General features: G+C 70.1%; 10 protein-coding genes and 1 tRNA gene. 5 read left to right on the top strand and 6 right to left on the bottom strand.

Going from position 1 to position 12,611, the window contains the following annotated elements:
* Window positions 1-76 precede the first annotated feature (76 nt).
* Window positions 77-1,462 (top strand): NAD(P)/FAD-dependent oxidoreductase, encoded by a 1,386-nt coding sequence (locus ACFWU3_RS09290; protein ID WP_327683479.1) that lies wholly within the window; start codon window positions 77-79, stop codon window positions 1,460-1,462.
* A gap of 237 nt (window positions 1,463-1,699) precedes the next feature.
* Window positions 1,700-2,989 (top strand): class I SAM-dependent methyltransferase, encoded by a 1,290-nt coding sequence (locus tag ACFWU3_RS09295; protein ID WP_384433502.1) that lies wholly within the window; start codon window positions 1,700-1,702, stop codon window positions 2,987-2,989.
* Between the two features lie 61 nt (window positions 2,990-3,050).
* Here ACFWU3_RS09295 and ACFWU3_RS09300 read toward each other — a convergent pair whose 3' ends face one another.
* Both ACFWU3_RS09300 and ACFWU3_RS09305 read right to left on the bottom strand, forming a co-directional pair.
* The gene (locus ACFWU3_RS09300; RefSeq protein WP_384433505.1) at window positions 3,051-5,597 is read right to left on the bottom strand and encodes an ABC transporter permease; all 2,547 of its coding nucleotides are present in this window, start codon (window positions 5,595-5,597) and stop codon (window positions 3,051-3,053) included.
* 51 nt (window positions 5,598-5,648) lie between these two features.
* The gene (locus ACFWU3_RS09305) at window positions 5,649-6,419 is read right to left on the bottom strand and encodes an ABC transporter ATP-binding protein (RefSeq protein ID WP_384433508.1); all 771 of its coding nucleotides are present in this window, start codon (window positions 6,417-6,419) and stop codon (window positions 5,649-5,651) included.
* Window positions 6,420-6,820: 401 nt separating this feature from the next.
* Here ACFWU3_RS09305 and ACFWU3_RS09310 point away from each other — a divergent pair.
* Both ACFWU3_RS09310 and ACFWU3_RS09315 read left to right on the top strand, forming a co-directional pair.
* Window positions 6,821-6,903, top strand: a tRNA-Leu gene (locus tag ACFWU3_RS09310).
* A gap of 198 nt (window positions 6,904-7,101) precedes the next feature.
* Window positions 7,102-7,992: a Bax inhibitor-1/YccA family protein gene (locus tag ACFWU3_RS09315; RefSeq protein WP_384433511.1), complete on the top strand. Its 891-nt coding sequence runs from the start codon at window positions 7,102-7,104 to the stop codon at window positions 7,990-7,992.
* A 60-nt stretch (window positions 7,993-8,052) separates the two neighbouring features.
* Here the strand turns inward: ACFWU3_RS09315 and ACFWU3_RS09320 are convergent, their stop codons facing one another.
* Window positions 8,053-8,283, bottom strand: a complete 231-nt coding sequence (locus tag ACFWU3_RS09320) for a DUF4287 domain-containing protein (protein WP_313945908.1) — start codon at window positions 8,281-8,283, stop codon at window positions 8,053-8,055.
* Between the two features lie 99 nt (window positions 8,284-8,382).
* On the opposite strand from ACFWU3_RS09320, the gene ACFWU3_RS09325 reads away from it, so the two are divergent.
* Window positions 8,383-8,709: a hypothetical protein gene (locus ACFWU3_RS09325; RefSeq protein WP_384433514.1), complete on the top strand. Its 327-nt coding sequence runs from the start codon at window positions 8,383-8,385 to the stop codon at window positions 8,707-8,709.
* Window positions 8,710-8,829: 120 nt separating this feature from the next.
* On the opposite strand, the gene ACFWU3_RS09330 is transcribed toward ACFWU3_RS09325, so the two are convergent.
* The 3 genes from ACFWU3_RS09330 to ACFWU3_RS09340 form a co-directional block, all read right to left on the bottom strand.
* Window positions 8,830-9,672 (bottom strand): hypothetical protein, encoded by an 843-nt coding sequence (locus ACFWU3_RS09330; RefSeq protein WP_356705566.1) that lies wholly within the window; start codon window positions 9,670-9,672, stop codon window positions 8,830-8,832.
* Between the two features lie 408 nt (window positions 9,673-10,080).
* Window positions 10,081-11,301, bottom strand: a complete 1,221-nt coding sequence (locus tag ACFWU3_RS09335; protein WP_313945911.1) for an acetyl-CoA C-acetyltransferase — start codon at window positions 11,299-11,301, stop codon at window positions 10,081-10,083.
* A 186-nt stretch (window positions 11,302-11,487) separates the two neighbouring features.
* The gene (locus ACFWU3_RS09340; RefSeq protein WP_384433635.1) at window positions 11,488-12,483 is read right to left on the bottom strand and encodes an SGNH/GDSL hydrolase family protein; all 996 of its coding nucleotides are present in this window, start codon (window positions 12,481-12,483) and stop codon (window positions 11,488-11,490) included.
* Window positions 12,484-12,611: the final 128 nt, after the last annotated feature.

A 12,611-nucleotide genomic window follows, 5' to 3' on the forward strand; every position in this document is an offset into this window, starting at 1 on the left:
GTGTAGCAGAGGTGGGTCCACTCCTTGTGAAGGGGCTCACGAGCACCCCCTCCGAGGGGGGTGGATACTCGATGGCATGAGCACCACGGAGCGTCCCCGGATCCTCGTAGTAGGCGGTGGGTACGTAGGCCTGTACGCAGCCCGGCGCATTCTGAAGAAGATGCGCTACGGCGAGGCGACCGTCACGGTCGTCGACCCGCGCTCGTACATGACGTACCAGCCCTTCCTTCCCGAAGCTGCCGCCGGCAGCATCTCGCCCCGGCATGTCGTCGTCCCGCTGCGACGCGTCCTGCCCAAGGCCGAGGTGCTCACCGGGCGGGTCACGACCATCGACCAGGACCGCAAGGTCGCCACGATCTCGCCGCTCGTCGGCGAGGCGTACGAGCTGCCGTTCGACTACCTGGTCGTCGCGCTCGGCGCGGTCTCCCGTACCTTCCCGATCCCCGGCCTCGCCGAGCAGGGCATCGGCATGAAGGGCATCGAGGAGGCCATCGGCCTGCGCAACCACGTGCTGGAGCAGCTCGACAAGGCCGACTCGACCACCGACGAGGAGGTCCGCCGCCGGGCGCTGACCTTCGTCTTCGTGGGCGGCGGCTTCGCCGGTGCGGAGACCATCGGTGAGGTCGAGGACCTGGCGCGGGACGCGTCCAAGTACTACGCCAGCGTCAAGCGCGAGGACATGCGGTTCATCCTCGTCGACGCGGCGGACAAGATCCTTCCCGAGGTCGGCCCGAAGCTGGGCAAGTACGGCAAGGAGCACCTCGAGGGCCGCGGCATCGAGATCTACCTCTCGACGTCGATGGACTCGTGCGTGGACGGCCATGTCGTGCTGAAGAACGGCCTCGAGGTCGACTCCAACACCATCGTGTGGACCGCCGGTGTGAAGCCGAACCCGGCGCTCGCGCGCTACGGCCTCCCGCTCGGCCCCCGCGGTCACGTCGACACCGCCACCACCCTCCAGGTGCAGGGCACCGACTACATCTGGGCCGCGGGCGACAACGCCCAGGTGCCGGACATGGCGGCCCGCAAGGCCGGCGTGGAGAACGCCTGGTGCCCGCCGAACGCTCAGCACGCGCTGCGTCAGGCGAAGATCCTCGGTGACAACGTCATCTCCGGTATGCGGGGCTTCCCGCAGAAGGAGTACAGCCACGCCAACAAGGGTGCGGTCGCCGGGCTCGGCCTGCACAAGGGCGTCGCGATGATCGTCATGGGCAAGATGAAGATCAAGCTCAAGGGCCGGCTGGCGTGGTACATGCACCGCGGCTACCACGGCATGGCGATGCCGACCTGGAACCGCAAGATCCGTGTCTTCGCCGACTGGACGCTGGCGATGTTCCTCAAGCGTGAGGTCGTGTCCCTGGGCGCGATCGAGACGCCGCGCGAGGAGTTCTACGAGGCGGCCAAGCCCGCTCCGGCGGTGACGGCGGCGACGCCGGCCCCGGAGAAGGCCAAGGCTTCCTGACGCGGTATCCGTCCCTGAGGGCCGTCCGCCATCCGTGGTGCGGGCGGCCCTCCGGCATGTCCGGCGCCGGGCGGCGCAGGGGGGCGTGTCCTTCGAACACCGCGTCCGATGGGGCCTGATGGGTGTGCGGACCACACCTTTTGCTTGGGCATTGCGTGTCACGGGAAGCACCCACAAGGGTCGGGTTGTTCTCAGAAACGTGGATTTCTGGGACCCACCGTCACGGAGGTGTTCGCCATGGCCGACGCCGCACTGCGGCTGACCACCGTTGCCGAAGAACTGCTCGGTTTTCCGCTGCCGGTCCGCGTGCGGGCCTGGGACGGTTCGGAGTCCGGGCCGCCGGGCGCGCCCGTGCTCGTCGTACGGCACCGGCGGGCTCTGCGGCGGCTCCTGTGGCGGCCCGGCGAGCTCGGGCTGGCCCGTGCCTGGGTGGCCGGTGAGATCGACGTCGAAGGCGACCTCTACGCCGCTCTCGATCTCCTCTCCGGCATCATCTGGGAGCGCGAGGAGGATCTCGCTCCCGCCGTCCATCCCGTGCGCGACCCGCGACTGCGCACCGCCGCCCGCGCGCTGCTCTCGATCGGCGGGGCCCTGCCGCCGCCGCCCCCGCCGCCCGAGGAAGTGCGCCGCCGCAGAGGCCCGTTGCACACCAGGCGCCGGGACAGACAGGCCATCAGCCACCACTACGACGTGGGCAACGGCTTCTACGAACAGGTCCTCGGCCCGTCCATGGTCTACTCGTGCGCCTACTGGAGCGACGGCGGCACTCTCGAGGAGGCCCAGCGGGACAAGCTCGACCTCGTCTGCCGCAAGCTGGCGCTCCGGCCGGGCGACCGGCTGCTCGACGTGGGCTGCGGCTGGGGTTCGCTGGCGATGCACGCGGCCCGCGAGTACGGCGCCCAGGTCACCGGCGTCACCCTCTCCCGGGAGCAGGCCGCCTACGCCCGCAAGCGCATCGCCGAGGCCGGCCTCACCGACCGTATCGAGATCCGCGTCCAGGACTACCGGGACGTCAGGGACGGCCCGTACGACGCGATCGCGTCCATCGGCATGGCCGAACACGTCGGCCAGGTCCGCTATCTGGAGTACGCCGAGCAGCTCCTGACCCTGCTGCGGCCCGGCGGACGGCTGCTCAACCACCAGATCGCGCGCCGCCCCGAGCGCGACGAGGCCGACTACCGTCTCGACGACTTCATCGACCGGTACGTGTTCCCGGACGGCGAGCTCGCCCCCCTCGGCCGTACCGTCGCCACCCTGGAACTGGCCGGCTTCGAGGTACGGGACGTCGAGTCCATCCGCGAGCACTACGCCCTGACCCTGCGCCGCTGGGTGGCCAACCTGGAGGCCGACTGGCACCGCGCCGTGCGCCACAGTTCGCCGGGACGGGCCCGGGTCTGGCGTCTCTACATGGCCGCCTGCGCCCTCGCCTTCGAGCACAACAAGATCGGCGTCAACCAGGTCCTGGCCGTGCGGACCCCGCCGAGCGGTGACGCGGGACTCCCGTTGCGCACCCGCGACTGGCGCTGACCGGGAGACGCGAAGGGCCCCGCGACCGGATCGGTCGCGGGGCCCCTGTACGGACGGGCGGCTACTCCGTCTTGATCGCCGTCAGCATGTTCAGCCGCGCGGCGCTGCGGGCCGGCCACAGCGAGGCCAGCACACCGACGACTCCGGCCAGCAGCAGGAAGATGCCGATCCGCTCCCACGGCAGGACCAGGGCGTAGTTCGGGATGCTGGAGCGGATCGTCTCGCCGATCGCCCAGGCCAGGAACGTACCGAGTCCGACGCCGATCACCGCGCCGAAGAGCGAGATGACCACCGCCTCCAGGCGGATCATGCGCTTGACCTTGCCGCGGTCCAGGCCGATCGCCCGCAGCATGCCGATCTCCTGCTGGCGTTCGAAGACGGACATCGCGAGGGTGTTGACGACGCCGAGCACCGCGATCAGCAGAGCCATGGCGAGCAGCCCGTACATGATGTTCAGCATCGTGTTGATCATGCCGCCGAACATGTTGCGGATGTCCTGACGGTCCATGACGCTCATCGCCGGGTTGTCACCGAGCGCGTCCACGAGCGCCTGCTCGTTGGCCTTGCTCGCGCCGCCGTCCGTCTTCACCCAGATCTCGGGGATGTACGGCTTGGGCTCGAAGGGTGCGACCAGCGAGGTCGGCACCACGACCGGCGAGAGGAACTCGTTGTCCTGGTAGATCGCGCCGACCGTCATCGTCTTCGTCGCCGACTTGCCGCCGTTCTGGTCGTCGCCGACCGTCACGGGAAGCTTGTCGCCGGCCTTCCAGCCGTTGGACTTCGCGGTCTTCTCGGCGACGGCGATCCCGCCCTTGCCGAGAGTGTCCAACGAGCCGGAGAGGAGCTTCAGGTCGAAGACCTGCTGCACGTCGCCGGGGGTGACCGCGGAGGCGGAGTGGAAGGTGCCCTTGACCTTCACCGAGGTGGCCTGCTGCGGGGAGACCGCGGTGACGCCGTCGGCCTTCTCCAGCGCGGTCAGCGCGGACTTGTCGAGGGCACCGCCGCCCGCCATGGTGACCATGTAGTCGGCGCGGATGTTGTCCGTGGTCATCTTGTCGATGGCCTGGCCCAGCGTGACACCGATGACGGTGAGGCCGGTGACCAGCGTCAGTCCGATGGCGAGCGCCGAGGCGGTGGCTCCGGTACGGCGCGGGTTGCGCACCGCGTTCTTGCCGGCGAGCTTGCCGGACACGCCGAACACGCGGTGCAGCAGCGGCTTGGCGAGCGCGATGACCGGGCGGGACAGCAGCGGGATCAGCACGATGATGCCGATCAGCGCCAGGAAGGCACCGGCACCGATGAGCATGCGGCCGGTGTCCTTGCCGACGGCCGCGCCGCCGAAGATGGCCGCGGCGCCGCCCAGCGTGATGATGCTGCCGAGGGTGTTGCGCACGACCAGCGACTTGGTGCTGGCGGGCAGATGGGCGCTGCCCATGGCCGCCACCGGCGGGATCTTCGCGGCCCGGCGGGCGGGCAGCCAGGCGGCGAGGACGGTGATCAGGACACCGACGCCGAGGGCGGAGAGCACCGCGGTGGGGGAGACGATCAGCGGTCCGGCCGGGACCTTGGCGCCGAACGAGCCCATCGCGGAACGCAGTCCGGTGGCGAGTCCGATGCCGAGCGCGAACCCGACGACGGAGGCGATCACGCCGACGACCAGGGCCTCCAGGATCACCGAGCGCTTGACCTGTCGGCGGGAGGCGCCGACGGCCCGCAGCAGGGCGAGTTCCTTGGTGCGCTGGGCGACCAGCATGGTGAAGGTGTTGGCGATCAGGAAGACGCCGACGAACAGGGCGATGGCGGCGAAGGCCAGCAGCATCGTGTTGAGATTGCTCAGCCCGGACTCGATGTCCTTCGCCTGCTTGTCGGCGAGCTCGCCGCCGGTCTGCGCCTCGGAGTCCTTCGGCAGCAGCGGCTGCACGGCGTCGAGGAGCTTCGCGTCGGACGCGCCCGGCTCGGCGGCGATCGTGACGTCCTTGAAGTACCCGGGCTGGAGGTACAGCTTCTGCGCCACGGCGGTGTCGAACAGCACGAGGCTGCCGCCCGCGTTCACGGCGCCGTCCTCGGTGGTGAAGACACCGGCGAGGGTGTACTCCTTCACCGGCCCGTTGGTGGCGACCCGCACGGTGTCGCCGACCTCGTACCTGCCCTTGGCCGCGGAGTCCTTGTCGAGCGCGATCTGGTCGTTCTTCACCGGGCCCGAGCCGTCGGTGAAGGAGTACGCGGCATCCTTGCCGTTCTTGCCCGGGCTGTAGTTCGCCCCGGTGTTGGACCAGCCGTTGCCGATCAGCTTGCCGTCCTGATCGGCGACCCCGGCGAAGCCGGAGACCCGCCCGGTGGCCTCGGCGACCCCGTCCAGAGCGCGGATCTTCTCCAGGGTCGCGGTGTCGACGCCGGACTTCTTGCCGTCGTCCTGCCCGCCGTACGTGGTCACGGCGACGGCGACGTCGTCGTAGCTCTTGGCCGACTGGTTGCGGTAGGCGTTGCCGAGGGTGTCGGTGAAGACCAGGGTGCCGGAGACGAAGGCCACGCCGAGCATGACGGCGAGCACGGTCATCAGCAGTCTGGCCTTGTGCGCAAGCACATTGCGCAGGGCGGTACGGAACATGTCTGTGTCAGTCCTGTGGTGAGAGCCGGAGGTCGACGGATCGGCGGATGGTCAGCTGGTCCGGCCCTTGGCGTCGAATTCCTTCATGCGGTCGAGGACGCCGTCCGCGGAGGGGTGGATCATCTCGTCGACGATCCGGCCGTCCGCGAGGAAGATCACCCGGTCGGCGTAGGAGGCGGCCACCGGGTCGTGCGTCACCATCACCACGGTCTGGCCCAGTTCGCGTACCGAGTTGCGCAGGAAGCCCAGCACCTCGGCGCCGGAGCGGGAGTCCAGGTTTCCGGTCGGCTCGTCGCCGAAGATGATCTCCGGCTGGGAGGCCAGTGCGCGGGCGACGGCCACGCGCTGCTGCTGACCGCCGGAGAGCTGGGTCGGGCGGTGACCGAGGCGGTCGTGCAGACCCACCATGTCGATGACGTTCTGGAGCCACTTCTTGTCGGGCTTGCGGCCCGCGATGTCCATGGGGAGCGTGATGTTCTCCAGGGCGGTCAGCGTCGGGAGCAGGTTGAACGCCTGGAAGATGAAGCCGATCTTGTCGCGGCGCAGCTGGGTGAGCTGCTTGTCCTTGAGGGTGCCGAGTTCGGTGTCGCCGATGCGCACGGATCCGGAGCTGAAGGTGTCGAGGCCGGCCACGCAGTGCATCAGCGTGGACTTGCCGGAGCCCGAGGGGCCCATGATCGCGGTGAACTGCGCCTGCTGGAAGTCGACGGTGACCCGGTCGAGCGCGACCACCTGGGTCTCGCCCTGGCCGTACACCTTGGACAGTTCCGTGGCGCGGGCGGCCACGGCGGTGGCGCGGTGAGCGATGGGCGTGGTGGTCACGAGGAGGGCTCCTGTCACAGGGGGTGAGCATCGGGGACCACCCCATCGTGTCTGCCCCGCGGCCGCGGATCGTCAGTCCCCGTGCCCGTTCCCGGGGCCCTCTTGGGTCGGACCACGCACTCCGCTCCTCCTCCTCTGGTATGACGGTGCCCCTGAGAGGGGGCCGGTGGCGCGGGGTGGGGGGAAGGGCCGTCGGCGGGCGGGCCGCGGCGGCGACTTTCCGTCAATCCCATGGGGGTGCGGTGGCGCCCACCTGCTGGCACCGCTGCCCCGGCAGGCCATCTGACCTGGGCTGACGCACCCTCAGGCGGCAATGGAATAAGACAACATCGGGCCACGGCCGGCCGGGCGCGTCGATCTACCCGGATAGGCTCCTGTGCTTACGCGGAGCCGCGCACCTGGCCCGGATGGTGGAATGCAGACACGGCGAGCTTAAACCTCGCTGCCCTTCGCGGGCGTGCCGGTTCAAGTCCGGCTCCGGGCACCTCGTACGCCCGGTTACCCCCTCAGAATCGTTGAAAACCCAAGTGTCGGACATCACGGGGACCCGGCCGGCAGGCCCCGGGCGGGGCTCCGGCCGGTCACGATCGTGGAAAGATCCTCCCCGAGCACTAGGGTGCTTCTTTTGCTCGCGCATTACTCTTGACTTCAAGGCCGCGCTGGGTGGCCATGAAGGAGTGAGATGAGGAGCAGCAACCCGGTCTTCTCGCGACGGGGGTTCAGCCGTGACAGCGGCTACGCCGGCTTCAACGCGCAGCAGCCGCAGGCCGGGGGCCCCGCCGTAGGAAACAACCCCTACGCCCAGGGCACCGGCAACCCGTACGCGACCAACCCGTACGCCCCGGCCGACACCCGGACCGGTGCCGGACCGCAGGCGCCCGCGCGCGCCGATGTGATGACCATCGACGATGTCGTCTCGCGCACCGCGATGACGCTCGGCACCGTCGTGATCACCGCCGTTCTCTCCTGGGTCCTGCTGCCGGTCGACGAAGCCAACATCGGCAAGTCGTACGGCATCGCGATCGGCGCGGCCCTCGTGGCTCTCGTCCTGTCGCTCGTCCAGGCCTTCAAGCGCAAGCCGGTGCCGGCGCTCATCCTGGCCTACGCCGCGTTCGAGGGTGTCTTCCTCGGAGTCATCTCCAGCGCGGTCAGCACCTACATCAGCCCCGGTGTGGTGGTCCAGGCCGTCCTCGGCACGATGTGTGTCTTCGCCGGTGTCCTCTTCGCCTACAAGATGCGCTGGATCCGCGTCACGCGCCGTTTCTACGGCTTCGTGATGGCGGCCGCCATGGGCTTCCTGCTCCTGATGGTGGCCAACCTGCTGTTCTCCGTCTTCGGCGGCGGTGACGGCCTCGGCTTCCGCAGCGGCGGTCTCGGCATCCTGTTCGGTGTGATCGGCATCATCCTCGGTGCCTGCTTCCTCGCCCTCGACTTCAAGCAGGTCGAGGACGGTGTGACGTACGGCGCTCCGCGCGAGGAGTCGTGGCTGGCGGCCTTCGGCCTCACCCTGACCCTGGTGTGGATCTACCTGGAGATGCTGCGTCTGCTGTCGATCCTTCAGGGCAACGACTAGCCGACCACGCAATGACGAAGGGCCCGCAGGCATTGCCTGCGGGCCCTTCGGCGTCGAGACCTAGAGCAGTTTGCGCGCGGCGCGCCTCAGGTCGTACTCGTGGATGATCGCTTTGGCATGCCCGTACGCGAGGTTGTGTTCGCTCCGGAGCCAGCTCACCTTCTCCTCGAAGCGGAAGAGGGAAGGGCCTTCGTCGACGGCGCGGAGCCAGTCGGAGATCTCACGACCGGTGCAATGAGGGATTCGGGAGAGCAGATTTCGATGGGTCTCTTCGGAGAAGACTTGGGACATCGGCGCCTCCGGACGCGTTGCGCGTGTGCTCCTTCACGCCACCGTGCCTGAGTGTTCGCGTATTGGCAACAGTCCGTGGGGTGCACATAGGGTCGAACCGTGCTGGATACGAGTGAGCTGACCGACGCCGTGGACCGCTTCGCCGACCGTCTGCGGGCCGCTCCGCAGAGCCGTCTGCAGCGGGGCGCCGCGGCTGAAGGGCTGGACCTGGCCAGGGAGTTGGCCCGGCGGGCCCAGTGTGTCGAGGCCCCGGAGACGGAGCCGTCGATCATGCCGGACGCGGGCATCTTCGCAGTTGCGGATCAACTGTTGGTGGCCGGAACGGATTTGGCCGAAGCGCTGCGGACGGCCCCGTCCCGTTCCGTGGCGGAGGTGGACGAGGCCGTGGTTCTGGTGCGGGCGGCCGAGGCGCGGGCCGGGTTCTAGGGCCGGCCGGCCCCCCGTGCTGGGGGCTCGGGGGGACCGCTGAGGGAGCTCCGGGGGGAGCCCGCCGGGAGACCCCGGAAGGGGCCCGCAGGGCCCCTGGGGAGCCTCGGAGGGGGAGGCTCAGAGAGAGGCGATGACGCGGTCGGCCAGGATGTAGACCGTCTCCTCGCCGCACTCGAAGGTGAGGGCGTACGCCCCCGAGATGCTGGAGCCGCCGAGCAGGACCGGGGTGTCGCCGGTCCGCAGCGCCTCGGCGAGGCGCTCAGCGGTCTCGCGGTGGCCAGGGGTCATGCAGAGCGTGGTGCCGTCGGCGAAGACGTACACGTCGAGCGTGCCGAGCGGGCCCGGTCGGACGTCGGCGAGCTCGGTGCGGTTCTCGGAGAGCTCCTCCAGCCGGGAGACCGTGCGCTCGTGGTCGGTGACGACCGGCGTCTGGACCGGGACGAAGTCCGGGTGCGAGGGGTGGCGGCGGCGGGCCGCGGCCAGCTCGGGGGAGTCCTCGGCGAACTCGGTGACCTCGGGGAGGTCCGCCATGTCGTCGAACGCCTCGACGGCCTCGAAGTCCATGGCCTCCAGGCCCACGAAGTCCGACTGGCGCGGGACGTAGAACGGGAGCTCGTCCCCGGGGGCCACCAGACCGCCCAGCAGGGTCACGGGGGCCTCACCGATGAGACGCGGGGAGGCGTCCGCGGCGTCGCGGGACTCCTGCGCGGCCCAGAAGGCGCGCGCCTCGGCGAGCTCGCGCTCCCGCTCCTCGGCCAGCGCCTCGGCGACGGCCTCGCGTATCTCCGCGGCGGGGGTGGGGCGGGCCTGCGGCACGGAGACCTTCGGCCCGGTGCCGTGCACCTCGGCCAGCTCGCTGCGCAGGGCGGTGACCTGCTTGCGGAGCCCGTGGGCGGCGTGCAGGGCTGCGGCGCCCACAGCCGTCGCGGCGGCCGTGGTCAGCAGCAGGGCAAAAGACATGGCGCTCACTGACATACTCCCGGTTCCATCGATACCCCCGACTTCCTACCTCAGCTTGGGGTGAGCCCGCGCCCCCTGTCAGTGCATTACGTCACGAAATGGACAGGACTTTGGGCCTGGTGTTTAGCGGGATAACCACTGTGACCTGGGGGAATGATGATCCCCCAGGAGATAGGTCACATCCTGGGGGAGTTTCGGTCACGACTTGAGCTCCGAGAGGCCCGAAAACGTGTCCGGAGGCTCATCCGCGGGGGCTGCGCGGGGCCACGGGCAGGTGCCGCCCCTGGTGCCTCGGGCGACCCCGGCTCAGCTCAGCCGCCACTGTTCTTGTGGTCGCGCTGAGCTTCGCCTCCGCTGCGGGCAGGTGCCGCCCTCGTACCTCGGACAGCCCCTACCCTCCGCTGCGGCTCAGCTCAGCCGCTCGATGACCATCGCCATGCCCTGGCCGCCGCCCACGCACATCGTCTCCAGGCCGAACTGCTTGTCGTGGAACTGGAGGCTGTTGATCAGCGTGCCCGTGATGCGCGCGCCCGTCATGCCGAAGGGGTGGCCGACCGCGATCGCGCCGCCGTTGACGTTGACCTTGTCCAGCGGGATGCCCAGGTCCCGGTACGACGGGATGACCTGCGCGGCGAACGCTTCGTTGATCTCGACCAGGTCGATGTCCCCGGCGGTCAGGCCGGCCCGCTTCAGCGCCTGGTTGGACGCCTCGACCGGGCCGTAGCCCATGATCTCGGGGGACAGGCCGGAGACGCCGGTGGAGACGATCCGCGCCAGCGGGGTCAGGCCCAGCTCGCGGGCCTTGGTGTCGCTCATGATGACCAGCGCCGCGGCACCGTCGTTCAGCGGGCAGCAGTTGCCCGCCGTGACCATGCCGTCGGGGCGGAAGACAGGCTTGAGGCCCTCGACGCCCTCCAGCGTGACCCCCGCGCGCGGGCCGTCGTCCGTGCTGACGACCGTGCCGTCCGGCGTGGTGACCGGGGTGATCTCGCGCTCCCAGAAGCCCTTCTTGATGGCTTCCTCGGCGAGGTTCTGGGACCGGACACCGAACTCGTCCATGTCCTGACGCGTCACGCCCTTGAGGCGTGCCAGGTTCTCGGCGGTCTGGCCCATGGCGATGTACGCGTCGGGGACGAGACCGTCCTCGCGGGGGTCGTGCCAGTCCGCGGCGCCCTTCTCGGCGACGGAGGCGGTACGGGCCTCGGCCTCGGCGAACAGCGGGTTGTGCGTGTCCGGCAGGCTGTCGGAGTTTCCCTTGACGAAGCGGGACACCATCTCGACACCGGCCGAGATGAAGACGTCGCCCTCGCCGGCCTTGATGGCGTGCAGCGCCATGCGCGAGGTCTGGAGGGACGACGAACAGTAACGGGTAACGGTGCAGCCGGGGAGGTGGTCCATCCCCATCTGCACGGCGATGATGCGGCCCAGGTTGTGGCCCTGCTCGCCGCCCGGCAGACCGCAGCCGAGCATCAGGTCGTCGATGTCCCGGGGGTCCAGCTCGGGCACCTTGGCCAGCGCGGTCTGGATGATCGTCGCGGTGAGGTCGTCCGGCCGCAGATCCTTGAGCGAGCCCTTGAAGGCCCGTCCGATGGGGGAGCGGGCGGCGGAAACGATGACGGCTTCGGGCATCACGGCTCCAGGAGGAGTGCGGGTGGCGGACTGCTTGGAAGTTACTAGGAGGTACGGGCCGGGTCACGGGTGAGCCGGTGTGACAGTCGCCTCAATTCTAAGCGAGCGCTCACTTTTTCGGGATGCCCCGGTAGAAGCCGGGCCGCTTCCCGCGCCCGGCCACCCGCTTTCCCCGGACGACAACCCTCAGGGCCGCGCCCGGGACGGGGACGGGCTCGGTTCCGCCGACGTGGCCGTGGACGGCAGCCGCCGGCGCCTGCGGTGCTTGAGCAGAGCCCAGGGCCCGCGCGCGCCCGTGACCTCGGTGCCCGCCTCCTTCGCCGCCGTCGCCGCGGCCTTCGCCACCGGGAGCATGCCCTCGTCGCGGTCGGCGTCCGGGCGGTCCGACTCGGGCCACACGCCCAGCACCGCGCCCAGCGTCGGGAGCATCGCCATCGCCGCCGTCGCGTAGCCCTCCGCCGAGGGGTGGTAGTTGTCCGCGCCGAACATCTCCCGCGGGTTCGCGGCGAACTCAGGGCCCAGCAGGTCGCCCAGCGACACCGTGCGCCCGCCCTGCTCCACCACCACGATGGTCTGCGCGGCCGCCAGCTGGCGCGAGACCCTGCGGGCCAGCCAGCGCAGCGGCTGGTAGACCGGCTCGATGGTGCCGAGATCCGGGCACGTGCCGACCACCACCTCCGCCCCTGCCGTACGCAGCCTCCGCACCGCGGAGGACAGATGGCGGACGGACTCCGTGGGCGGCATCCGGTGGGTGACGTCGTTGGCGCCGATCATGATCACACAGACGTCGGGCAGCCGGGACCTGTCCTCCAGCAGCACCGTGACCTGGCGGTCCAGATCGTCGGACTGGGCACCCGGCAGTGCGACATTGCACACCTCCACGGGGCGCTCGGCCACCGCGGCCAGCCCGGACGCGAGCAGCGCCCCCGGGGTCTGGCCCGCCCGGCGCACCCCCTGGCCGGCCGCTGTGGAGTCGCCCAGCACGCCGAGGAGCAGCGGATCGTTGTGCCCGAAGGCCAGCCCGTACAGTCCGTCGCCGCGCGGTGGCATCGGGGCGATGCCCCCGCCCACCGAGCGCTTGGCCAGCTGGACCTCCGCGAGCACGACTCCCACGGCCGCCGCTCCGAGCAGACCGATGCTGCCTCCGCCGTACGCCGCGCCTGCGGCGATCCGCCGTGCCACCCTCGCCCTCGACACCGAGCCACCTCCTCTCCTCGTCGCCTGTCATCAGCTAACTGCCCCGTAGCGGCCGTCGCCCAATCCCGCGCCGGTCCGCATACCCTGGCCGCATCACTACGGAGATCCCGGAG

The sequence above is a fragment of the Streptomyces sp. NPDC058685 genome (assembly GCF_042714725.1).
Lineage (GTDB): Bacteria > Actinomycetota > Actinomycetes > Streptomycetales > Streptomycetaceae > Streptomyces.